Annotated in this window: 23 protein-coding genes and 1 pseudogene; 13 read left to right on the forward strand and 11 right to left on the reverse strand. The window is 36.6% G+C overall.

The annotated features are described in order from the left end of the window. Window positions 1-250: 250 nt before the first annotated feature. Window positions 251-2,284 (reverse strand): EAL domain-containing protein, encoded by a 2,034-nt coding sequence (locus tag L1077_RS16850; protein WP_237138136.1) that lies wholly within the window; start codon window positions 2,282-2,284, stop codon window positions 251-253. Window positions 2,285-2,431: 147 nt separating this feature from the next. Next, on the reverse strand, window positions 2,432-3,328 hold the full coding sequence (locus L1077_RS16855; protein WP_237138137.1) for a TIGR01777 family oxidoreductase: 897 nt from the start codon (window positions 3,326-3,328) through the stop codon (window positions 2,432-2,434). 148 nt (window positions 3,329-3,476) lie between these two features. Here L1077_RS16855 and L1077_RS16860 point away from each other — a divergent pair. The 7 genes and pseudogenes from L1077_RS16860 to L1077_RS16890 all read left to right on the forward strand — a co-directional run. Beyond that, window positions 3,477-4,193, forward strand: a pseudogene (locus L1077_RS16860) (AI-2E family transporter); the annotation flags it as partial. Between the two features lie 137 nt (window positions 4,194-4,330). Next, complete coding sequence (locus L1077_RS16865) at window positions 4,331-5,596, forward strand: tyrosine-type recombinase/integrase (protein WP_237138138.1); 1,266 nt, start codon at window positions 4,331-4,333, stop codon at window positions 5,594-5,596. A gap of 2 nt (window positions 5,597-5,598) precedes the next feature. Beyond that, window positions 5,599-7,383 carry a hypothetical protein gene (locus L1077_RS16870; RefSeq protein WP_237138139.1) on the forward strand — a complete coding sequence of 595 codons (1,785 nt, stop codon included), beginning with the start codon at window positions 5,599-5,601 and terminating at the stop codon, window positions 7,381-7,383. A 12-nt stretch (window positions 7,384-7,395) separates the two neighbouring features. Beyond that, window positions 7,396-9,447 carry a hypothetical protein gene (locus L1077_RS16875; protein WP_237138140.1) on the forward strand — a complete coding sequence of 684 codons (2,052 nt, stop codon included), beginning with the start codon at window positions 7,396-7,398 and terminating at the stop codon, window positions 9,445-9,447. A 2-nt stretch (window positions 9,448-9,449) separates the two neighbouring features. Next, window positions 9,450-9,887: a hypothetical protein gene (locus L1077_RS16880; RefSeq protein WP_237138141.1), complete on the forward strand. Its 438-nt coding sequence runs from the start codon at window positions 9,450-9,452 to the stop codon at window positions 9,885-9,887. Between the two features lie 2 nt (window positions 9,888-9,889). After that, complete coding sequence (locus L1077_RS16885) at window positions 9,890-10,942, forward strand: AI-2E family transporter (RefSeq protein ID WP_237138142.1); 1,053 nt, start codon at window positions 9,890-9,892, stop codon at window positions 10,940-10,942. Window positions 10,943-11,272: 330 nt separating this feature from the next. Further along, window positions 11,273-11,407, forward strand: a complete 135-nt coding sequence (locus L1077_RS16890) for a DUF4172 domain-containing protein (protein WP_237138143.1) — start codon at window positions 11,273-11,275, stop codon at window positions 11,405-11,407. 254 nt (window positions 11,408-11,661) lie between these two features. On the opposite strand, the gene L1077_RS16895 is transcribed toward L1077_RS16890, so the two are convergent. From L1077_RS16895 to L1077_RS16930, 9 genes are all read right to left on the reverse strand, one after another. Beyond that, window positions 11,662-12,210 carry a glycine-rich domain-containing protein gene (locus tag L1077_RS16895; RefSeq protein WP_237138144.1) on the reverse strand — a complete coding sequence of 183 codons (549 nt, stop codon included), beginning with the start codon at window positions 12,208-12,210 and terminating at the stop codon, window positions 11,662-11,664. Between the two features lies 1 nt (window position 12,211). Next, window positions 12,212-12,346: a hypothetical protein gene (locus L1077_RS27485; protein ID WP_275424231.1), complete on the reverse strand. Its 135-nt coding sequence runs from the start codon at window positions 12,344-12,346 to the stop codon at window positions 12,212-12,214. Window positions 12,347-12,383: 37 nt separating this feature from the next. After that, on the reverse strand, window positions 12,384-12,647 hold the full coding sequence (locus L1077_RS16900) for a ParE family toxin-like protein (RefSeq protein ID WP_237138145.1): 264 nt from the start codon (window positions 12,645-12,647) through the stop codon (window positions 12,384-12,386). Window positions 12,648-12,706: 59 nt separating this feature from the next. Then, a complete protein-coding gene (locus tag L1077_RS16905; RefSeq protein ID WP_237138146.1) occupies window positions 12,707-13,447 on the reverse strand; it encodes a hypothetical protein in 741 nt (246 codons plus the stop codon). A gap of 3 nt (window positions 13,448-13,450) precedes the next feature. Then, window positions 13,451-13,927, reverse strand: coding sequence for a hypothetical protein (locus tag L1077_RS16910; RefSeq protein WP_237138147.1), 477 nt, complete (start codon window positions 13,925-13,927; stop codon window positions 13,451-13,453). 286 nt (window positions 13,928-14,213) lie between these two features. Next, window positions 14,214-14,612: a hypothetical protein gene (locus L1077_RS16915; RefSeq protein ID WP_237138148.1), complete on the reverse strand. Its 399-nt coding sequence runs from the start codon at window positions 14,610-14,612 to the stop codon at window positions 14,214-14,216. Window positions 14,613-14,637: 25 nt separating this feature from the next. After that, the gene (locus tag L1077_RS16920; RefSeq protein WP_237138149.1) at window positions 14,638-15,168 is read right to left on the reverse strand and encodes a HEPN domain-containing protein; all 531 of its coding nucleotides are present in this window, start codon (window positions 15,166-15,168) and stop codon (window positions 14,638-14,640) included. Between the two features lie 210 nt (window positions 15,169-15,378). Then, window positions 15,379-16,092 (reverse strand): hypothetical protein, encoded by a 714-nt coding sequence (locus L1077_RS16925; protein WP_237138150.1) that lies wholly within the window; start codon window positions 16,090-16,092, stop codon window positions 15,379-15,381. A 13-nt stretch (window positions 16,093-16,105) separates the two neighbouring features. Then, window positions 16,106-16,360, reverse strand: a complete 255-nt coding sequence (locus L1077_RS16930) for an antitoxin Xre/MbcA/ParS toxin-binding domain-containing protein (protein WP_237138151.1) — start codon at window positions 16,358-16,360, stop codon at window positions 16,106-16,108. Between the two features lie 129 nt (window positions 16,361-16,489). Between L1077_RS16930 and L1077_RS16935 the strand changes: the two genes are divergently transcribed. Genes L1077_RS16935 through L1077_RS16960 form a run of 6 tightly spaced genes read left to right on the forward strand, consistent with a single transcriptional unit; the run spans window position 16,490 to window position 24,881 of the window. Then, window positions 16,490-17,359 carry a WYL domain-containing protein gene (locus tag L1077_RS16935; RefSeq protein WP_237138152.1) on the forward strand — a complete coding sequence of 290 codons (870 nt, stop codon included), beginning with the start codon at window positions 16,490-16,492 and terminating at the stop codon, window positions 17,357-17,359. 36 nt (window positions 17,360-17,395) lie between these two features. Then, complete coding sequence (locus L1077_RS16940; protein ID WP_237138153.1) at window positions 17,396-17,572, forward strand: hypothetical protein; 177 nt, start codon at window positions 17,396-17,398, stop codon at window positions 17,570-17,572. A gap of 27 nt (window positions 17,573-17,599) precedes the next feature. Beyond that, window positions 17,600-20,062, forward strand: coding sequence for a type I restriction-modification system subunit M (locus L1077_RS16945; protein ID WP_237138154.1), 2,463 nt, complete (start codon window positions 17,600-17,602; stop codon window positions 20,060-20,062). A gap of 2 nt (window positions 20,063-20,064) precedes the next feature. Next, a complete protein-coding gene (locus L1077_RS16950) occupies window positions 20,065-21,411 on the forward strand; it encodes a restriction endonuclease subunit S (RefSeq protein WP_237138155.1) in 1,347 nt (448 codons plus the stop codon). Between the two features lie 12 nt (window positions 21,412-21,423). After that, window positions 21,424-22,884: a DUF262 domain-containing protein gene (locus L1077_RS16955; RefSeq protein ID WP_237138156.1), complete on the forward strand. Its 1,461-nt coding sequence runs from the start codon at window positions 21,424-21,426 to the stop codon at window positions 22,882-22,884. 8 nt (window positions 22,885-22,892) lie between these two features. Next, a complete protein-coding gene (locus L1077_RS16960; RefSeq protein WP_237138234.1) occupies window positions 22,893-24,881 on the forward strand; it encodes a DUF262 domain-containing protein in 1,989 nt (662 codons plus the stop codon). Window positions 24,882-24,883 lie beyond the last annotated feature (2 nt).

Here is a 24,883-nt window from a genome sequence, read left to right on the forward strand (position 1 = left end):
TTTGGCGAGAAGAGCGTACCACTTTCGGCAGTTGACTTCCTCCTCTACACCTTTCTATGAGTGTCGCACTTATTATCTGAAATCAGGAGTAAATAATGAAACGCACAGTGTACAGGCTATATTTCGAGTAATGAATGTCTATTGTGCTAATCCATATGGTTACGTTAAGGCAACCCTGAGAACTAGCCAAGTTACTTTTAGGTATGTTGCTTCATTGAAAGTAAAGAGTTATTTTATGCTAAACATTGCCCTAGTCACTATTGGATGAGAATCGCGCCTGATAAGGTATGATTTCTTGCTTGGGTAACGCCTTTTGATAATGCCATCCCTGTACTGTTTCAATTTGCAGGCCGCGAACAAACTCTAATTGGCCCTGAGACTCGACCCCTTCTGCAACTAAATGTTTATCCATTTTATGAAGTAACTCAACTACATAGGTATAAAAATCTGCACCTGATTCTTCTTGTGCATTGTCTAATAGCGACTTGTCTAGCTTTACAATATCGATAGGCAGATCCGCTAACATAGATAAACTGGAGTAACCAGTGCCAAAATCGTCAATGACGGTTTCTATCTTGGAAGCGCGTAATTTAAGGATATTTTTGATTACTTTGTTTTTATCGCTTAAGTAACCTGACTCGACAACTTCTATTTTTAGTTGTTCAGGAAACTGATGAAATGTTTTACATAGATAATTAATGAGTACATGGTCGGTCATGACCTTTGGGTTTACATTGATGCTAAGGATTGGAAAAAAATCTCTTTTTCTAAAATATGCAAGATCACGCTGTGCTTGTTCGATGACCCATTTGTCAATGATGTCTGTTTGGTCATGTTTTATCAATGTATCTAAAAAATATGGGCCGACTAAATTTCCACTTGGTTTTTGTAGTCTCAAAAGTGCCTCAAATCCACTGACGCTTGCTGAAATCTGACATATTTGCGGCTGGTAATACAACTTGAGCTTGCCTTCACTAATATCATTAAGCACCTGATTGAGCTCTTTGCTTGCATAGTCAATATCTCGTTGGTGGGCTATGAAGACAGATTCTCCTGTACTTCTTAATTGCTCAGAAATTTTTAGCTTATCGGTCAGTTTGTTAATGGCACTTTCAAAGTTAATTTGGCGGTTGTGCCAGTATAGGAAAGGGTAATAGATGAATGCGCTGGTGATAATTAAGCAACTTTGCAAAATAACACCAGATACACCGCCTGAGACTTTATAGCCGCTGATCAGCGCAGGAGTCATCCAGCTAATCTCAATATTTGTGACATCAACCCAGCCATGACTTAAGACAAAGTAGGCCAATATAAAATTAATGCTCGGAACCAAGATAAATGGTACAAGCATAATCGGGTTTAAAAATATAGGCAGGGCGAAAACAATAATCTCACAAAAATTAAAGACAGTGAAAGGAATAGAAAGCTTGGCTATATTGCGTTCATGGCCGCTGCGTTTAAGGCATAGAGCCGCTAAAATGAGCCCTGCGAAGCAGCCTGTGCCGCTAATAAGTACAAAGGTGTCATAAAATACTTTTGCCGAGATCCCTGGCAATATGGGTTGCGACAAAAACTGAGGGCTCAGTAACATATCAAATGTATTATCGCCATGGATCCCAAGAAACCACAAACCATGTGTTATGAGCATTCTTTGATAAGTTAACCAAGCAACAGAGGTATTAGTGGTGTCTGGCGTGATCCATGAAGCAATCATGTCGCCGATGGCAAAGAGGAAGGGCATAAATAGGTAGAAACTGAAAAAAACCGCAGAGAATGGGAGGATTGTTCGTAGCTTTTCACTCAAGAAATGACTGACACGATATAAATAGCTATCAAAGCTTGGTTGCAGTCGCATACACAATACGAGCAACAAACTACTAATGCTAGGAATAATAATGGCAAATGGCGTTGCACCTGTGGGATTAAGCTCAAAGCTGGTATTTACTGAAATGATATATTGGCCATGCAGTGAGAAGCTCAGTAAAGCGAGCATGGCGCCAATGATCCCACTTTGCCCATAATTTTTACAGATAAAGAAGCCAATGGAGGTGGCGACGATGAGCGGGAATAGACTCAAAATCAGTGCCGCACCATTAAATAGAACAGTATATATTCCATTACTTTTGTTGATTAAATTGAAAAACAGTGCACTGTTAATAATAAGCAGCGCAAGAGCGCTGCTGACAAAATAAGGTAAAAGAGCAATAAAAGCTTCACGCAGCGAAAGTAAGTACTTGCTGTGTAATGTGGCTTGAATGAATTTATTGAAACGAGAGTAAGGCAATCATACGGCTCTTTATAGATGGTATGTTTAAGTATAATCACACTCTAGAAATCTGCATGTTCATATGAGTGGTCGTAAGTAATTCATCTTCAAGCAGGGCCAAAAGGGCGCTCAGATTATCAACCCTTTATGTTGGTACTATTTGTGTTAGTGCATTATTTGTTTCAATGCTTCTTCTAACGATTGATAGCGGAATCTATAATTTGCATCGAGTGCTTTCTTAGGAATGACTCTTTGGCCATAAATAAGCAAGTCTGACATTTCTCCAAATGCCCATTTTAAGAAACTTTCAGGCAACCACAAAAAAGCTGGACGGTTTAGGACATTAGCAAGACAATCTGAGAATTCTTTATTTGATACTGGATTTGGAGCTGTTGCGTTAAATGCACCTTGTAATTCATCGTGGCGGATCAAGAAAAGGATCAGCTGTATCATGTCATCAATGTGGATCCATGACATTATCTGTTCACCAGAGCCCATAGGTCCACCCATACCCCAAGAAAACGCAGGTAACATTTTTTTGAGCGCACCACCGCGACGAGACAAAACGACACCAGTTCGAAGTAGGCAGACTCTCGTTTTCTCACTTTGACTGGTTAAAGCTGCTTGCTCCCAGTCACGACACAACTGATGGCTAAATTCATCGTGCGGCTTATCAAAAGTTTCATCTACTGACTCGTTAGGGGCTTGTCTGCCGTAAAAACCAATAGCGCTGCCTGAAATAAAAGTATGAGGCGGTGTTTGGGCTGCATTAACATAGTTAGATATTTGTTTAGTGATGCCAACCCTGCTATCTATGATTGCCTGTTTACGCCCATCATTCCATCTTTTGTCAGCGATGGGTTCTCCTGCCAAGTTAATGATGATGTCTATATCGTTGAAGTCAACTTTAGATAAACAGTCGACAAAGCGTGCGTTCTGCCCTAACCGCTGTCTTGCTTTTATCTCGTTTCTGGTCAAAACGATTAAATCATATTTATTGACTAAAAACTTACAAAGTTCCTGCCCAATTAGTCCGGTTCCACCCGTGATCAATATATTCATTCCACGCTCAATTATGATTTGGTTTATGTATGTTTTTAAATTAGCCCTAGTGCTTTGAATTTAAATTCAATTACAATAGTAGCAGATACATACAGAAGTTATGTGTTAACTTTACCTTCAACGTTGCGACCTCGCATAAGGATCAACAGTGTCATCATTGACTGGGATAAACAAGAGCTTAGTTGTATTGGCCTCATTATTCATTGTATTGGCAGGTGTAAAACTTGCAAATGACATTTTAGTGCCGTTTATTTTAGCTGCATTTATTGCGATTATTTGCAATCCACTTTTAAGATTTTTCGCTAGTTATCGTATTCCTAAAGGCGCAGCGATAGTGATTATCATAGCCTTAGTCGCATTATTAGGAATGAGCCTAGCTGGATTAGTTGGGCAGTCTTTAAATGACTTTTCATTGCAATTACCCAGCTACCGTGAAGCGCTTCAAGATAAATTTATTTGGTTAGTAGATACCGCTGCGAACTACAATATACTTATTGATAAGCAGCAGCTTATCTCACTGTTTGATCCCGGTAAAATGATAGATGTGGCAACTAATATGCTTGCTGGGTTTGGTGGTGTGATGGCCAATATTTTCTTAATTTTGCTGACGGTTGTTTTTATGCTTTTTGAAGCGCCTATGCTGAGTAAAAAAGTGCATATTGCCCTTGATGATCCGCAAATGAAAATGCAGCAAATTGACCGCTTCCTAGATTCAATTAATAGCTATTTGGCGATTAAAACAGGTGTTTCACTGGCCACTGGTGTGCTGGCTGGATTTTTACTGTGGCTCCTCGATGTCGACTATTTTGTGCTTTGGGGTGTATTAGCATTTTTACTCAATTACATTCCAAACATTGGCACTGTCAGGTTAATTTTAAGAACCCAACTGTCAAGAAGTTGTTTTTATGAAAAGTACTGTAGCGATAGGAGTTTGAACCCAACTTTCAAGTTTTGACTTTTATGAATTTATGATTATATTAGTAAGCTACAGGAGATTCTTTCATGGCTTACAAAACTCAACTACTTCCAACCTTCTTTTCCTTTAAAAGTGTACCTACTGATTTTATCGATCAAAACGGTGGTTATTCTTGCGTCGATACAACTAAGCCTTGCAATAAAGAAATGGTAGAAGAATTAACAGTCGTTGTTGATGAAGACACTGGTTTTATAATTCCTTCTGTATTTGATTATTTATTAACCCGACATAAAGAAGGTAGAGATAACTCTTCCTTTGAATCTAGAGCGCTTAGACTTTACTTTGATTTTATTGGTGGGGTGCCTGAACTAAATTGGAGTGCTGGCTCTTCTATTTCTTATGAAAGACCTATTTATCAATTTTCAAATTTCTTGGAAGAACTTTATGGGTCAGGACAAATTGCAGGTACAACAGCTAAAAATTACTTTTCATCCGTAGTCCGATTTTATACTCATCATTTAAAATTTAGCTATCCGTTTACCAAAGGTGTCCCTGTTGAATATACAGAAACTATCATAAAAAAATTCGATAATGACTTAACGTCGCATATCACAGGTTTAGAAATTAAAGTGCAATCAGCAGATTGCAAACCAAATATCCCCAGTACTAAAGCTACTGAGCTAATTCCTTTTACGCCAGAAGAACAAGAGTTGTTCTTTTTATCTCTTTTAAAAAATGGTTCACAAGAGTTATTACTGATGTGTTTGTTAGCTATGAATAGTGGTATGAGAGCTGATGAAATAGCAGATCTTCGTATCGATATGATTTCTAAGTATGCGGATGAAGATAGCTTTAAATTAAAACTAGGACCACTTAGTGAGCATAGAACAAAAAAAGATAGTGAAATGCCGGTTCAGGTTTCTGGTCGCACCATAGCTACTTTATTGAGGTATAACAAAAGTAAAAGATATTTAAAGCGTTTGGCAAAATCGACCCCTAGTCGACCACATGTATTTCTTAATAAAAATGGTGAACCCTATACACAAAAGATGATCTCTACACTTTTCAATGAATTTATGAATAAGTATATCATAACGGCTAACGATGAATTTTATCATAAGCTTCATGACCTCAGAGTTACTTTCGGTGTAGATACCATGAAAGCATGTATTGATTCAGGGTGGCCAAAAAAAGAATGTTTGGCATTCACTAAAACTCAAATGAGACATAAATACCTTAAAGACACGTTACTCTATCTAGAACACTGGCAGTCATCTGTTGCGTTAAAAAAACAAGCAGCTATTAACGAAGATATTTTAGAAGAAGTTTTTTCAGCCTTGGAAGGCCTATAACCATGGCTAGAAAAAAAATCACAGTAAATGAGCTTAGCCTGGAGACTATTGATGCCTCAACTTTAAATAAGTCATCAGTTGTGGGTTTATCTTTAATAATTACTGTAGATGTAGAGTTTGAAGGTAAAAAGGACTTTGATTTATCTAACTTACTTGATGGATTGGGTGAGGAAGAAAAGCGTAGACGTCAATTAGAGTTAATTAAATTTATTGGCTACGTTAAAAAAGTGAAAGGCGAAGGTGTATCCAAGGCGACTAGAATTAAGATGTTATCCCGTTGGGTTCGTTACGCTAATAAAATTGATCCTTCATTAGCACTTTCAGATAAAAGTATTCTTCTTGGAGTCCATAAAGTAATACTAAAGCTATATAATGCAGGAAATCTAGGTCCTCAAACCTGCGAAGGAATGAGGAAACAGTTCCGAATAATATTAAGGGACTGCTTTTCTCTTAATCAAAATGATTTTGAAGAATGGTTTCCTTCATTTTGTGCTAGAACTGGTGAGCTATTTGGTGCAACTATTAATGACGAAAAAGGTTACTCAAAAGCATTTTCGGATAAGGACTTTAAATTAATAATTTTACTGCTAATGTTTTATGCGCGCGAGTTTCAAAGTAGGTATTTATCAGGTGAAACCCTTCAACAGCTGAAAGAAAAGGCTCCCACATTTTCACACCATACAGTTACACATACGCTAAATACTCAATCTATTTCACCTAAACTCAATGTGAAAAAGTATCTATCTAATCGTTCAACGGTTTATTACATGCTGACCTTTATAGCTATTACAGGGGCAAACTTATCTCCTTTGTTAAGGGCAAAGCGACAAGATGTGGTCATTTCTAAAGGAGAGCGTGATCTATTTACGATTCGAATAACAGATAAAAGAAAAAAGAAAAAAGATGAGCCTAAGGTTTACTTGATGAAGAAGCATCAAGAAGAATTTTATACTGAAATCCTCAACCACTCAAAGTTGATAGATCCTAGTGACAACGCCTTGCTGTTTCCTTTTATGGAAGAAGACGGTTCATATACAAACTTTAATAGTACAGCAGTTAGCAGTGCGATCCAAAATTATAGAACTAAAGGACCTGTAGGTGAATTTGGTGAAATTTTATCCCCTAATCCTAAGAAGCTTAGAGACTCTCACGGGCAACAGTTTGATGATTTAGATACAAGATCTGCTGCGTTAGGTAATTCACCTAAAACCGCAGCAAAACACTATAGTGATGGGAACCCAGAAGAAAATACCGATGAATTACAGGTTGGAATGAATGCTTATACATTATCACTAATTTCAGGTGAGGACTTATCAAAAACACATCATAAAGTTACTTCAGATATTGATATTAAAATTATAGATCAAGACTCGGCTGTGGAACTACTTGAAACCAAAGCGGCAACAAAAACATCGACTGGAGGCGTTTGTGAGAATGCAACTACATCACGTGAAGCTCAAAAGCATAATCGTAAACTTAATAAACTTAATTTAGTCAATGAGAAAAAGATAAGCTGCAATAATATTTTAGCGTGTTTTACATGCTCTCAGCATGCTTTTGTCGATGAAGAAGAGCAAGTCTATATTTTACTTTCCTTTCATCAGTTTTTGATTGACTCGCTTTATGTGAATGAGGCTGGGGGATTGTTTGGCAGCAAACAATTGATAAATGATGCTATTGATGAGATTTACTGGATGAAGAGCAATAGATTTAGTCCTCAAGTCATTATAAATGCTGAACGAAGAATAAAATATCAGGGCGTTCATCTTCTTTGGTCTTTTGAATAGAAGGGAAGTAGGATGATTAACGCTATTACAAGTACTGATTATTTAGATATTCCACTTTGTTGCGAGAATGAATCAGTTGATATCTCAAAGTTAACACCTGCGGAGCTTTATAAATTAAACCCGATTGTTACTTACGATGTAAATGGGCAGCCTTTAAATCGGTTTAGAGATAAGCAATGGGATTTCTTAGCTTACGCAAATCAAAATACCAATCGGGTGAAAGCTAAATATAAAGTAGGTTTTAGAACTTTACATATTTCACGAGCATTGAGTAATGAATTAAGGGCAGTTGTGTTACATGCTTTTTTAAATGAGTACCCCAAAAGTAATAATGCGAGGGTTGGACAGGCTATTTATGAACAAGTTAGTAAGTTTTTTATTGAGTTAAATGATAAGGGTAAAACTTCAATTGCTGTGTTAAGCAAGTCAATAAGATTAATTGAAATATTGTCACGGATAGGGCCTAAATATGCACTAGAAACTCTGAGGAGTTCGCTAGGAGGGTTGGCTAAAATTGAGAAACTTGATATTTCTGGAATTAATTTAACTTTACCAATAAAGAGCGGTAGGCTTTCAGGGGTTGATAAAGAAAAAACACTTGAAGGGCTCGCCCAAAAGTACTGTCGTCCAGGTTCAAGTATCGGACAACAAACTTTATATATACCCATTAAAATTCACTCAGAGATGATGAAGTGTGCTGTAGAGTTACTCATTGAAGCGGAATCAAAAATTAAACGTATTACTGATTTTTTTACTGAGCATTGGCACATTCATGCATTATCAGAAAAAATAGCAAGTGAAATGCCTAACCATGCTTCTTTAAGCAAAAAAAAACAAGCTACAAGAGCGTCTAGTATACGAAGAAGGCCGTCTAAAGCTAACAGAAAAGCAGGCATAATTACTCGTTCTGAATTGTTAGAAAAATATCAATTAAAAGACATTGATAATGCTTATGCTGCTACGGGAAAAGGTTTGTTTTACTATACAGGAATCATAGCAGCTGCTTGCTACATTATACTCGGTTCATTTTCAGGTATGCGTGAAGATGAAGTAATGGCTTTGAAAGATGATTCGCACAAGATTAAAGGAACTAAAAAAAGAAAAATACATTTCTTAAGGTCATACGAAAGCAAAATCAGTGGGGGGAAATTTGTTGATTATGTTACAAGCCCATTGTCCGAACGTGCTGTAAATCTACTTAAAAATCTTCACGCACCAGCAAAAGAACTAATACCAGAACTAAAAAATGATTCTTTTTTATGTATCACGCATCGATTACTTAGATTACCAACTTACGGTGTTTCTTGTTTAACCGAATTATTACCTAATTTTATGGCTCATTTTAATATAACAGTGACAGCTGAAGATTTGAGGCAGCACGAATTGTTTAATCCTACCTCTTTAAAAACCATAAATATTGGAGATGTTTGGCCACTTTCTTCTCATCAATTCAGGCGCACTTTAATAGTAAACTTTTTAACGCACGGTATTACTGGTGTGACTCAACTTAAGCAACAAGTAAAGCATATGTATGCAATTATGACGGAATATTACGGGGAAAATTCTGATCTCGCCATTGCGCTAAAAATGTCTCGTTCTAGTGAGTTTATTAAACAGTTGAATGAAGAGAAACTAGAGCTTGGTGTAATGATGTATAAACGCTTTTACCAGTCTGATGAGCATTTAGAAGGTGTGAAAGGTAAAGAAATAGAGCGTCAACGAGGGTTAGCGCAGCAATTAACTGATGATGAAATTCGACTATTAGTTCAAACAGGTGCTTTTAAGTTGACTAGTACTTTGTTTGGCTTTTGTACTAAGGGAAATCTTTGTGACAAAGGGCATATTGTTGATCCTACATTTTGTGGGGCTAGATGTGAAACGATGATAATTACTATAGAAAATGCCTTGGAATGGGAGAAATTATATAAAAGAAACTTATCGCTATTAAAATCAAAAGTAATGGCTGGCTTTGAAGGTACAGAGACAATGATGGAAGCACAAAACTCAGTCGCAATAAAAATAATGAAGTCGTTTAATATTAAATATGATCCCATAGAGGTTTAATTATGTCTAAAATGCAAAAGTTAACCGATGCCTTTGAACGCCTAAAATCGGGCAATCCCATTAGAATTTCAAAGAGTCGAAAAATCTCACCTTCTGCTGTAGAAGACGAAGCAGGTGTGGGTCGAAGTCTGTTAAGGAATAACGATGAATATAAACATTTACTCCAGCAAATTGTAAACGCGAAAAGAGATCAATCTCAAGGAGCAAAGTCAGGAAACAATAAGAAATTAAGTTCAGTTGATCCTCGTATTAAAGAGTTAACACAGGATTTAGAAAAATCAAAATCGGATAAAAAAGCATTGCAAAAAAAGTATGATAAACTCTTGGCTTGTAATGCAGAATTAACGCAAGTAATACTAGAAAAACGATTTGAACTTCATATGGATAAGATATCTTCAGGTGTAGTAGATAACGTATTAAATTATAAGGAAAAACAATAAATATGAATCCTTCCAAGCAGGCTACACCTTATCTGGTAGCAGCTGCATCAATCATTGTTATTATCACAGGGCTGAAAGTTGCCGCACCTCTTTTAGTTCAATTATTAATGGCGCTGTTTATTGCCATTATTTGTATGCCTTCAATTCGTTGGATGGAAGATCATAAAGTTCCCCGCTCGTTAGCTATTGTAATTGTACTCGCTGTTATTTTGGCGTTTGTTTATGCTGTTGTTGCCCTGGTAGGAGATTCAATCAACGCTTTCAATGCTAATAAAGAGTTTTATATTGAGCAGCTAAGCTCGCGGGTGAAGTCTATAGCAGATTGGGTTGCCTCACATGGTATGCCTATTGAAAATTTCAATATTGCAGCGGCTTTTGAAAAAGCCGACATAATGTCATTAGTAACAATGCTTTTAGGTGGGGTTGGAAATATATTTAGTGATTTCTTTTTGATTTTTTTGTGTGTTATTTTTATTTTAGCTGAAACAACAAGTTTTCCTGCTAAGTTCTCTAGGGCATTTTCTAATGCTCAAGACAAAATGGTGCATGTAAATAACATTCTGAGTAAAATCCGCCATTATTTGGCAATTAAAGCGGCAACTAGTCTTTTGACAGGTGTTTTAGCTGCATTAGCATTGTTATTCATAGGCGTCGATTACCCATTTTTATGGGGCATGTTAGCCTTCCTTTTAAATTTTATTCCAAATTTAGGTTCGCTCCTAGCTGCTATACCCCCTGTTATTTTAGCACTAATCCAATTAGGCCCTATCGGTGTTATGTGGACAGGAATAAGCTTTTTCGCCATAAATAATATTGTTGGCAATTACTTAGAACCCAAGTTAATGGGTAAAATGCTTGGCTTATCTGCATTTGTTGTTTTCCTATCGTTAATATTGTGGGGTTACATATTTGGAATTGTCGGCATGTTCTTATCTGTACCGCTTACTATGATGATAAAAATTGCATTAGATACTAATGAAAAAACACGTTGGCTAGGAATTTTACTTGGTCCAGAAGAAGAGGCTAAAGAGGTCGTAGTTCCATCAGAAAGTTAAATTTCATATGTTAAGATGTAGTAATGTTAAGATGTAGTAATGTTAAGATGTAGTAGCTCATATCTGATCTTACAGTTTCGATGAATAAGTTTGGACTTAACCTGACAGGCAACTTTAAGCTATCAAGAGATGTTCGCTATCACTTATAACGATTTGAACATCTTTACAAAGCGGACGTTTGAATAACTCAACCCTGCCCAAAATGATTAATTTGATTTATACATTTTCACTTTATAAATCAAAATCCCTCTTCATATGATTCATAAGACTTGGGCTTTTAAATCACAATTAGATATAAAGTGATTTATAACTAACAAAGGTTCAAATCACATGTATCATTGGCAACAAAAAAATTGGCCTCAATTTGAATATGGTGTGACACGCTTTGAGGAAAGTGTTAGCGAGTATTCGAAAAAGCCTACAGCACTGAAGGGCCATTTGCGTGGTGAGAAAGATCTAGGTTAACAAAGCTTATTGACGAATATAAAGCATTGTCATTAGATGATAAAGTAGCGGAGCAAAAGTTAGAAAAACTTCTAGGACGAAACGGGTAAAAATAGTTTTAAGTTAACGGTATCTGAGCACACTATTATCTATTGGCTCCTGATGCAGGGGGCCGCCGTTAGTAACTGGCAAAAATCGGCTATTCACTGCCAGATTTGATTCAACTCTAAAAATCAAATCTGGCAGTTCAAGTTAAGACTTATTCAATTTATGGCTTATTTACACGCGCCTGGTACTCGGCAACGACAACTTGAAGGCACATGGCATGCGTGATCGTCACAGCGTGCTGCTTCAGTGCTTTGTTTACTAAATAATTCATCAGTTGGGTATGAACCAAAATGAGTTTCATATAATGTAATAGTCTCTTCAAATGAAGCTTGTAATGATTGCTGGTCTTCATCACCATAAATACCAAAATAAGGGTAATGATGAATAAATGTTCCAAACAATGTATCGCAATCTTCAGCGTAAGATTTAGTATCTAATATATGTTCATGCCAAAACTTATCTACAAGTTTGCTGGGGACGAATGATACTTTAGGGTAAAGCATTTTAAGCGTGAGAAATTTTTTATATTCAACCTCAGCAAAGTCGCACATTGATTCATTCCAAGTTGCCTCAGTAGACTTTGTTAGTTTCCATTTAAGCTTTTCAAAATTAATAGTATTTACCAATGAGTTGATTTCATCAGAGTTACTAGGTTGAAAGTGTGCTTGAAAGCTGACTGGATTTGCATTTTTAGTTGTTTGAGTTAAAGCTTTCATTTTATTTTCCTCCTTGCTGTTTTTGTTTACTACGATTGCCGTGTTTTTGATCGTACTGGCGGTTAGTCCCAGATGTACCTTTATTTGAGTTTTTTTGGTTAGATGTATTGTCAGATGGTTTAATTTTCTTAGTCATTTGATATTTCCTTAAACGAAGGTAATACGAGCTTGTATTACCTTCGTTTAAGAAAGCGGTTAAGGCTTTTGCGCTGTATTAATGCCTCAAGTGCAAAACCTGAATGAGTGAGCTTGAAGATTAGTCGGTAATGACCAAGCTTAAAGCGTATTAGATGTTTAGCTAGATTAAGCTTTTTACCACCTAGTTTTTGGTATTCTGTGCCAGAACTTAATCTGTGCTCAATAAGTAATGCCTTTTGAGTATACTTATTCGCATCTGATGAAGGGAAGTTTTTAAACAGAGAGTGAATTGTTTTCATAAATAGCTCCAATTGATTCAGTGGAGCTATCATCATTTTGTGCTGCGCACAAACAACAGTTAATTTAAAATATTTTGGAAATAATCCCAGGCTTCTTTAGTTTCAGTCTCAACAGCGCTAATTTTTGTATTTAAAGCTTCAATAACAGGAAGCCTAATTACCGCTACTTTTTCTAAGTGAGTAAGTGTTTCTTTAGCCTTTACGTAGTTTTTATTATTAAAGAAGTCTTCTGCAAGTTGATATTGCGTCATATAGCTTTCCCAAGGGATATCTTCAGCATAAATTGACAGCATTGGGCTAATATCACTTTTACCTGTTTTGTTATATAAGAATGGTGATGGTAGCTTTTTAGTAAATAAATCAAAGTCAGATGATTTTAAACACTCAATTACCTGTTGCACGTTCTCTCTAACCACACCAAGACAGAAAAACTCTAAATATTGCTGTTTGGTTAGCTCAATAAGCTCATTTAATGTATCAACACATTTACCAAGTTTGCCATACTCTTGAAGGAGTGATTTAGCTTTCCCTGTATCACTATTAAGCAAGTACCAAATAACTAACACATTATAAACAAAGTTTTTTTTGCCTAGCTTAATCGGATGCTTATTTTGTTTTTGGCCAACCACTTTTTCATTGATCACTTTTGAACGATATAAATCAGCATTCGCTTTTTTAGTGAAAATTGTATTTAAACAACCTCTAATGGCTTCCGGTAAGGGCTCCTTGCCCTTAACGTCATTACTCAGTTCACGGCGAGCAATTTCTAAAAATGATAATGGCTCTATCTCAAGTGACATAAATTACCTCACACTACAAAGTAGATCTCTAAGCTTTGTTCGAGTATATGATTTAGCTGTACTTCGCCTAAGAATGTCGACAGCCTGAATGCCTTTAGTACATTGATACTTATTCGTTTTACTACGTCGGTAGCTATATGAAGAGACAGGTTCATTGTCGTAATGTTGATAGATATAATTAATAGTACCAACACACTGGCCGATCAAAATAGCTTCTAGCTTAGAGAGGGAAAATATACCTAATATATTTCTCCTATCCTCATCCACTTCACTGCAAGATTCAACAACATTTAAGGGGGCTCTTTTCTTAATTAAACTGATAGCCAAACACTCACCAAGCTCAATAAATTCTTTTTTACTAAGTAATACAAAATCGGCTTCTGTAACATCTTTTAGGTGTGAACAATCTTTTGGTAACGACTCTTTTGCATAACTGACTTGAAGCATTAAGCAAAGTATTAATCCGATTAAACACCTCATTTATTTTCACCTTTACTACAATATTTAAAGGCTTTAACAACAATTATGATTGAGATGAACCAGGTAATGATTGAAATTGTATCTGCCATTGTTCCATTTAGTGTCAGCTCTATAGCTTCACCAACAGTTAGATCTAAATATTTTACTTGTATGATAAGGAATTGAAATACTAGAAAGGCGACTATTAGCTTTAAGTAATTTAAAACAAAACGGTTAAATGCATTTGCACAGAGTGCTAATCGATATCGCTTGTTAAATTGAGTTACTTTTACATTAAATACGCTTTTTACTTTGATAACCCATATAACGCAATAAATGTCATGCACAATTTGTCCAATACATTAAGGTCACTAATATAGCCTATCCCTGATACTAGCTGCTGGGTTTCTGTTATTGATAGACGATAATAACTGATGATCAGAAATAACGAAATTAATGCACTTATGGCATGTAGGAAAGAATGAAAATACCCAATCTCAATATGTCTAAAAGTATAAATACCTTCAGGGTCAAATATTCTAAGCTTATGACGCTTTTTTTTAATTAAATTTTCTTCACTTGAGCTAAACGCAAAATCAGCATTATCATTTGATGTTTTGTTATTTTCTTTTTTAGGTTTAGGTTCTGATGTTGGTTCATCATCAATAACGGTAAAATTGGGTTTGTACGTGGACTCACCATTCATGGTAATACTACTCCTTTACTTCCTTTTAAAGCTTATCTACTGCTTTATCTGTTGCTTTTGCTAACTCTTCAATAAATCGAATGCACTTAGCTAACTCATCTTTACGTATAACTTGTGGTTGGTTTACATCGACTTCCACCCGATGAACTGCATCACCACGAATAGATATCCACTTATTTAATTGTGTTCTAGCATCTTTCGGGAGCACATTATTCCACTCCCATTTTGCAGTGATATCAACGCCAAAAAACTCTTCGAATAAATGCTTTGTTTTACGAGAATCAGGATTATGAAACTGTTTCAAACGTTCTTTTAATTGTTTTTCTGCAAAGTCACCTAACATAGAGCCCTTAACTAAGCTGAATTTTATATTAAAGAGTTCAGTTACAACATCTTCAACATAAGTTTCCCAAGCTGTTAGCGCCATTATCAAGCTAGCTTTTTTTAATGCATCAGGAGGGACGATTTCGTCATGATTATTTAAGGTGTCGTAACAATTAAGAAGCTCTTTAGCTTCACTTAATGCTTGATGAAAAATACTTAATGATTTGGTCACACTTATTCCTTGTTATTTACAGATTCCTTTGAAAGCCTTTGCTTTCCTAATTATCTTAAACGTAGATTTAAGTCAATTGTCTCGTTTTAATAGTACAAAGTAAACGGTAACTGCATGTTTAATTTCATTAATTTTTACAGAAAATAGCCAGTTATCATGCAAACTAGCATCCTCCTCTAGTTGCTCTGGTAACTAGTGGCTGATTGAAGCCTATACTACTGTCCAGTTAGCCATGCTAACAATATGTTTAAATACTTCACCTAATGAGTCAACTTTACCCGTAGCTATGATCGATAGCGGAGTTCTACCATTAAAATATGAATTATTATTTTTCATATTCATAAATCCATAGATGTTATCAGGATTAGAAAAAGCCACTTTAAGGTTTTGATGAATTCTTGCTACATAACTGAGGCGTTCAAGTTGCTCAGTATTTAAATATACAACGCTTGAGTCCTTTTGATAGCGAGTAAAGTCAGCTTTAGCTATTCCTAAAATTGCTAATTTCTGGGCAGTAGTACAACCCCATTTTTCAAGAAGGTTGGCCCCTAAATCGAAAGCTATAGTATGGTTTATGCTTGGAGTCTGCTCATAATTTGATAACTTAACTCGTTCTAGTAAAAGCAAAACAAGTTCACGCTGAAAATACTGGTAATTATCAGGTATGTTTAAGTTGATAATTCTAGACAAATAAACATCACCAGTGTGCTTTTGAATGCGTTCAATATGTTGCTGTTCAAACACATAAATTCGATCCGCCCATTGCAGCAACTCTTCGGTACAAAGTGTCGAGTTAGCTTTCTGCACGTATTTATAACTTAAACCAGCTGATTTGTATTGGTGATTTTTATTGGCAGCGCGAAATACTTCTTCAGCAGTTTTGCTGCGTTGTATGTTTGCGGTGCATAAAAATAGAATATTCACTATCGCTTACCCCTTATGAAAAGTCACCCGTTCTCATGCGAACTAGCATATCCATCACTTCATCAGCATTAATTTTAAGCTGCTCAAACGGTGACTTACCTTTTAGAAAAGGTTTAGGTTTAGTTAGCCATTCATAGCACACCCGATCATCAAATTTAAACTGCTTCATCAGTTCCTGATAAATATCAAAATGCTCAGTTTTTAAATGCTCTAGTTCAGTTAAAGTAGTATGTTTTTCTAGGGAGGGTTTGGTGTTTTGATGAGACATAAATTTAAGCTTTTAAATAGTGATGATCTGTATCAACACTAAAGCATAAAATCTATTTGCTGTCTAACTCATAATGAGACATACTATTTCAACTCAATTAGAAAATGTCAATAGAATCAGATTTATCGAATGGACGAATTCAGTTTTGCACAGAAGCAGCGCTTAGCTTATATCGACTTTAAGCTCTATTTTACTGGGATGGTAACTCGCAGTGAAATAGTCAGTCATTTCGAATTAGGCCTTGCAGCAGCAACCAGAGATTTGAAGTTCTATAAAGACAATGCGCCTGAGAATATGGCGTATGACAACGTAGAAAAAAAATACTTCATCACAACGCAATTCAAGCCCATATTTAAACATGATGCTCGCCGCACGCTTATTAAGTTAGCGAATAACATAAGTGATGGTTTTGATTCAATTGGTGATATTTCATTCCCTATTGAATCACCAAGCCCGTTAAACGTACCTGATATTGATGTTATCGCTAAGCTATCTCAAGCGATTATCAACCATAAGCCTATTAGCGTTATATACACGTCTTTAAGCAGCGGTTCGGGTGCAAGGGAGTTAGTACCTCATTCAATAGTTGATAATGGCTTACGTTGGCATTTAAGAGCGTATGATCGCAAATCAAAGTCATTCAGAGACTTCGTGTTAACTCGCATTACCAAAGTTACAATTCTCGTACAGATACCATCTCCTGAAGAAGATAAATTAGAAGATCATCAATGGATGCGCATGGTGCCATTGCAGATTATTCCACACCCAAATAACGTTAAACATCCAACCGCCATAAAGCTCGATTTTGGTATGGAGAAAGGTATGTTAGAAGTAAATGTGCGTGCAGCAATGGCAGGATATTTATTAAGACGTTGGAACGTGGATTGTTCTGAAAGTGCTTCACTTTCAGGCCCTGAATATCAACTTTATTTACAGAATATACAAACATTATATGGTGCGGAAAATCTAGCTATTGCACCGGGTTATCAGCAACATTAAAAACAAACTTAAATATATAAATTTGGGGAAGAAATCATGGCAGAAATAGATATATCGGACGTATTAAACTTAGCCCTTAAAAATTTACCAAGCAAAGACATACAACAAGCGATGCTCGATGAAGTAAAACAACGTATGGAAAGTGGCGAGAGTGAAGAGCTCGCAATCCACAACGTTTTTAGCAATAACTCACCGCTTAACAAGGCACATTAGTGCTAATCAAATATTATTGGAATACAAATGGATCACAGCGCACATAACAAACTTATCTCTTTTATCTGGTCAATTGCTGACGATTGCCTGCGTGACGTATACGTGCGTGGTAAATACCGTGACGTAATTTTACCTATGGTGGTGTTACGCCGTTTAGATACCTTACTTGAGCCCACTAAAAAAGCGGTGCTTGATGAAGTTAAGTTTCAAGTTGAGGAAATGGAAGCCACAGAGCTTGATGATGCGCCTTTAATTGATGCCGCAGGTTATGTGTTTTACAACACTTCTAAATGGACATTAACCAGCATTAAAGAAACCGCGACCAATAACCGCCAAATCATTCTGGCAAATATTGAAGAATACCTAAACGGTTTTAGTGCCAACGTTAAAGAAATTATCGAATGCTTTAATCTTAAATCTCAATTTCAGCACATGGCAGGTAAAGACGTATTGCTTGATGTATTAGAGAAATTTGTGTCTCCGTATATCAACTTAACGCCTGACGAAGTTGAAGACCCCGAAGGTAATAAATTACCCGCCTTAAGTAATTTAGGTATGGGTTATGTGTTTGAAGAGTTGATCCGAAAATTTAATGAAGATAACAACGAAGAGGCCGGTGAGCACTTTACTCCACGTGAAGTAATTGAGTTAATGACTCACTTGGTGTTTGACCCAATAAAATCAGACTTACCGCTAACATTAACCTGTTACGACCCTGCTTGTGGTAGTGGCGGTATGCTTACCGAAACACAAAACTTTATTAATGAAAAGTACCCGAACGAGCACACCACACGCGATATTAATTTATACGGTAAAGAGATCAACGACGAAACCTACGCTATTTGTAAGTCAGACATGATGATCAAAGGTAACGATCCTAAAAACATCAAAGTAGGCTCAACACTTTCTACTGATGAGTTTGCCGGCCAACGTTTTGATTTTTGTTTATCTAACCCGCCATACGGTAAAAGCTGGGCAAGTGAGCAAAAGCATATTAAGGAAGGCTCAGACGTTATCGATTCACGCTTTCAGGTTGTGCTAAAAGATTACTGGGGTAACTTACCGAAAGAAGGCTTTGTTGACGCCACACCACGTTCATCAGACGGCCAATTGTTGTTTTTGATGGAAATGGTTAGCAAGATGAAATCTACCGCTACCAGCCCACTAGGCTCTCGTATAGCATCAGTTCATAACGGCTCTAGTTTATTTACCGGTGATGCAGGCTCGGGCGAAAGTAATATTCGCCGTTACATTATTGAAAACGATATGCTTGATGCCATAGTGCAGCTACCCAATAACTTGTTCTATAACACAGGTATCACTACCTATATTTGGCTACTGAATAATAACAAGCCACAAGAGCGCAAAGGTAAGGTACAGCTTATTGATGCCAGTTTGTTATTTAAAAAGCTCCGTAAAAATTTAGGTAATAAAAACTGTGAGTTTTCACCTGAACATATTACTGAAATTACCCAAACGTATCTTGATGCTGCAAGTGTTGAGCGCCAACTAACGCAAGATAAAGATCCAACAGGCATTGCGGCCAAAGTATTTAATAATGACGACTTTGGTTATTACAAAGTAAACATTGAACGCCCAGACAGACGCAATGCTCAGTTTAAAGATGAACTTATTGCACCGTTACGCTTTGATAAAGCCTTGCGTGAGCCAATGGAACATCTTTATGCGGAATATGGTGACAAGGTTTATCAAGCGGATTTTTTCACTGCTAACGATAAAGCACAAGAGAAAGAAGTTATTGCGTGGTGTGAAGATAACGATATTAACTTAAACGCTAAAGCGAAAGCGAAGCTACTTTCAACCGATACTTGGCAAAACGGTAAGTTACTGGTTGAACTTGCTAACAAACTTGCCGAAACCATTACCAAAGAATATAACGATTACAATCTGTTTAAAGCCGATGCTGAAGCTCGCTTTAAAGCCGTTTCAGCTGATGTATTAGCCGACATTAAAGCAAACAAACGCAAAGCGTTTTACACCACTGTGGTTAATGCCATGAGTTGGTACGACGAAAATGCGGAAAAAGTCATCAAAAAAGTGGTTAAGTTTAAGCAAGACAAACTTGATGAATTATTACATCACTTAGGCTGTGAACAAACTGAATTAGCAGACTTTGGCTATTATGCTGTTGAAGGTAAAAAGTTAGAGTTCACTACTTACGAGTCAAATTCTGATTTACGTGATGCTGAATCTGTACCGCTAACTTATAACGAAGATAATGATAGCGATAACTCTGAAATTCACCAATATTACCTTGATGAAGTTAAACCGCATGTAAGCGAAGCCTGGATCAATTTAGACAGCACTAAAATTGGTTATGAAATCAGCTTTAATAAGTACTTTTACCAGCACAAGCCATTGCGAGCAATGGATGACGTAGCGACCGACATCATCACATTAGAGCAAAAAGCCGAAGGTTTAATTGCTGATATTCTTGGTGTTGATATTGCTAAAGTACATGGAGCGTAGTGATGGGTGAATTAACGACTATGCCTAAGTATGAGGCATATAAAGACTCTGGCGTTGAATGGTTAGGTATTGTACCGGAACACTGGGATATATCTCCTTTATGTAGCAAAGCAACTCTTAAATCTATAACTAACAGAAACGATGAAGAGTTACTTTCAGTTTATTTAGACAAGGGAGTCATTAGGTTTCAAGATGTTGAATCTAAAAGAACAAACGTTACCAGTCTAGATTTAAGTAAGTACCAGTTGGTCGAAATTGGCGATTTTGTTTTAAATAATCAGCAAGCTTGGCGGGGTTCTGTTGGGGTTTCTGACTATCAAGGAATTGTTAGTCCTGCATATTTGATTCTAAAGCTAACGGAAGAAATTAATCCCAGATTTGGCAATTATTTTTTTCGTGATAGAAACATGGTTTCTCAATACCTTATTTGTTCTAAAGGTGTTGGAACAATTCAAAGGAATTTATACTGGCCTCAGCTTAAAAGAGTTCCTATTGCATTACCTTCATTCTCGGAACAAACCGCCATCGCCAACTTCCTCGATAAAAAAACAGCACAAATTGATGAAGCGATCGCGATTAAAGAAAAGCAAATTGAGCTGTTAAAAGAACGCAAGCAAATCATCATCCAACAAGCGGTTACACAAGGCATCTCTTATGAAGGGAAGCCAGATGCACCAATGAAAGATTCAGGTGTCGATTGGATTGGTGAAATACCTGAGCATTGGGATATATCTAAAGTGAGGTATTTAGGTACTACTCAAAATGGTATCAGTGCAGGTGCTGAGTATTTCGGTTCAGGCTTTCCTTTTGTTAGCTATGGTGATGTGTATAAGAATAGAGAGTTACCTTCTAAAGTAAGTGGGTTGGCAAAATCTAGTACGAACGATAGGAAACAATATTCAATCCTTGAGAACGATATTTTATTCACAAGAACATCAGAAACTGCTGAAGAAATTGGTTTTGCCTCTATCTGCATGAAAACAATAAAGGATTCTACCTTTGCAGGTTTCTTAATTCGTTTTAGACCTACTAAAAGGTTATTTAAAGGCTTTTCAAAGTACTACTTTAACGCTGCCATGATGCGGGAATATTTTGTAAAAGAAATGAACCTTGTAATCAGAGCTTCACTAAGCCAAGAGTTATTAAAAAACCTTCCCGTACTTTTACCATCATTAGATGAACAGGAATTAATTTTTAATTACCTCGAAAATGAAACGAGCAAAATTGAAGATGCAATAGATATACAAATCCAACAAATCGAAAAGCTCAAAGAATACAAAACCACACTGATCAACAGTGCAGTAACAGGAAAAATTAAAGTACCTGAAGTGGACTCAGTAATTAACTAACAAGGAAGTGGTATGTCGGTTGAAGTGGCAAGTTGTACCTTAGCGCAGTTATTCAGTAAACAAAGTATTGTCAGTGCTAATAACACTGAAATTCATGGCGAGTTAGCCATACCTGAATATCAGCGCCCATATCGTTGGACTGAAGCACAAATACAACGATTATTGCAAGATTTTAAAGACTATCAAATTGATGAGCGAAATCACTCTGATGGTGATAACTGCCCGTTTTATTTAGGCAGTATTATTTTGCATCAACAAGGTAACAAGCTAAACATTATTGATGGTCAGCAACGCTTAACAACCATGGCATTAATTGCCTATTTAACTGAAGAGTTTAAAGACTTATCACTTCGCTACAAAGCTCCAGAAAGTCAGCAGCAAATTAAACATAATTTGGCCTGGCTAGCGGATAAAAAGTTACAGCTTAACGATATTAATTTTTCAACTATTCATATCACTTTAGTGGTGACAAATTCTGAAGATGAAGCTTATCGCTTCTTTGAAACACAAAATACCGGTGGCGTGCGCTTAAAAGGCCCAGATATTATCAAGGCGCACCATTTAAACGTAATAGATAAAAGCATGCCTAATAAAACTCGCCATTATGCCGAGTTATGGGAAAGCTTGAATGATATTAACCCCATCATAAAACTACTGTTACGTGGCCGGTATTGGGAATATTTAAATCTACGCAAAGATTTAAAAGACCCGTCAAGAAAAACTATGCCGTTTCATCAACAAGAACGTCTATTGGTTGATGCCGTTGTTGATGAGTTCTCCCCAAGTGCAACTGGTGATGATGTAGCGTTTGGGCGAGTTACAAGAACCTATTTAGACAATGGTGGCGAAGCGTTAATGCAATCGCAAGTAGGTTACGAATTACGGCAACCACTCAATAGCGGTGCCAATACCATTCGTTATCTTGAGTACTTCCAAGCATTAAGGCAGAAATACTTACTCAAAAATCATAACGATGAAACGCTTTTCGCGTTTGACGAATTATACCATGAGCTTGTTTGCAAACTTGATGGTTGTGCTTATTTGAAGCAGTTATTTGATGCAAGTTTATTGCTTTATATCAGCCAGTTTGGGCAGCAGCAATTAGACATAGCAGCGAAAAAGCTATTTAGGGTGGTTTATTCTCGTAGAGTATCAAACCAAGTTGCTGTAAAAGAAAAGTCGATCCCTGCCTTTTTAAAAGAAACTCCAGTGTTAGATTGGATAGCAAAAAGCTATACACCCGAGCAGTGTTTTGATTTGCTGGATGAGTTTGAACTTACCGTGAATGCTGATGGCATTATAGACGCTATTAAGTCGCCCACAGATCAAAAGTCGAGTACTAAACAAAACTTTATCAATAAAGTGATTAAAGCCTTTGGTTTAAACGTTGAGCGTGAAGCTACAAAAGCTGAATACGCTCAGGAGTTTGCGAGTAGCTTTAGCCAACACGTTATTTTATTAGGAGGTAAATAGTTTTGGATATGTTAACCGTACAAACAGAATTATTAACCTTAAGTAAAATTTTTGAAGGTGGGTATCAGTTTTCCATTCCTAGTTATCAACGCCCCTATGTTTGGTCTGATGATGACGTATTATTGCTTTTTAATGATGTTAAAACCGCTTGTGAAAATGGTGATGAGCATTACTTTATTGGCACAGTGCTTTCTTCTAAATTACAAAGCAACACAGGTTTAGTTTACGAGTTAATTGATGGTCAGCAGCGCACGACTACATTAATGTTAATTGCCATTGCGTTTAAAGCCGCAGGTATTACATCAAGCCTCAATGAGTTAGCGGTTTATATGCCTGTAACTGGTAAGGCTATGCCTAGACTACAATTTGCTATTCGTGATCAGGTACAGCAGTTATTAGGAGGGCTTGCCGGGCTTAAAGGTTATGAGACACCATCGCAGGAAGTTATTGATAGTAACGAATACCTTAAACAAATAGGTATAGCTTTAAAGGTATTAAGTGAACACATAGAAGCACTTGATAAAAATGAAGCCGAAAAATTAGGACAATATTTTTATAGTAGTGTTCAATGGGTAAACAACATAGTACCAGCGAAAATGGATTTGAACCGCTTATTTGCCACCATGAACACCGCAGGTGTTCAGCTAGAACAAGCAGACATTTTAAAAGCGAAATTGTTTAAGCATATTAAAACAGATAAAGCCCAATATGATGCCATGTGGGTAGCTTGTGAGCATTTAGAAAACTACTTTGAGCGCAACGTGCGTAAGGTATTTCCTGATATTGATTGGAATAATATAGAGCCTCATGACTTAGCGGTGTTTAAAGCTAAAACTTTTTACCATCCAGAATCACAACAACAAAGTGATGATGAACGTGGTTATAGCATTGATGAATTAAGCCAAATGCTGGGAAGCGGTAAAGCACCTGATAGCGTAAAACAAAAAGCTTTTGAAACGTATGACTTAGATGTCGAAACCACTTATTGTCGATCAATTATTAAGTTTCCTTTATTTTTAATTCATGCTTACCGTGTTTTTTTAGCGTTAAACAATGAGTCAGATATTGAGCCAAGACTGCACAGCGATCGACTGCTAGAAATTTTTACCCCGCTTATTGAGTCAAAAGAAGAAACTGTTAAAGCCTTCATTGAAATGCTGTGGCAAGTTCGTTATCAATTTGATGCATGGGTTGTTAAGTGGGTCGAGCGAGACTACTCACCAGAGGCTCATCTAGGATTAACCTCTCAATCACCAAGTCAATCTAAAGGTAAACAATATATTAACCGTAGCCCCAAAGAGACTAATGCCTTGGCACTTTTGCAAAGTGTTCGTAATTTTACCGGTGAGCGAAGTGCTCAATATTGGATCACACCGTTTATTGCAAGATTGATTAAAAAAGAGATAAGTCTTAAGCAAGGCAACAAAGCATTAAAGCAACTTGAAATAATCGATAATCTGATGTCGTTAGCGACATGTTCGCAAAAAAAGGCAAGTTTCAAGCAAGCTAATTTAATAAAACCAAAAAGACTAAAGTGGGAAGAACAAAAAGAATATTTTACTGAAGCTAAAGGCACTGGTTTTGAGCATTACTGGTTTCAAAAGCTTGAGTATTTACTGTGGAAAAAAATTGATAGTGCTCGCTCTAAACTAGAGACTGAAGAATTAAATAAGTTTACAAAGTTTCGTATTACCTCCAAAAATTCGGTAGAGCATGTTCATCCACAAAATGACGAGTACAAGAGCAAACTGGCTGGTGAAATATTAAATGCCTTTGGCAATCTTGTTTTACTTAGCCCTGGCGAAAACTCTTCATATAGCAATCAAGACGTTGATAAAAAGCAAATTGACTTTGACCGTAAGCAACATTTTGATTCGTTAAAGCTAAGAGAAATGTTTATTCAAAAAAGCAATAACAGTTGGGATCAGGAAGAAATTGAAGCGCATCAAAAGCGAATGCTAGATGTATTAGAAACGCATTATGGTGACAAGGAATAATT

Source organism: Pseudoalteromonas luteoviolacea (genome assembly GCF_021654285.1).
Taxonomy (GTDB): Bacteria; Pseudomonadota; Gammaproteobacteria; order Enterobacterales; family Alteromonadaceae; genus Pseudoalteromonas; species Pseudoalteromonas luteoviolacea_J.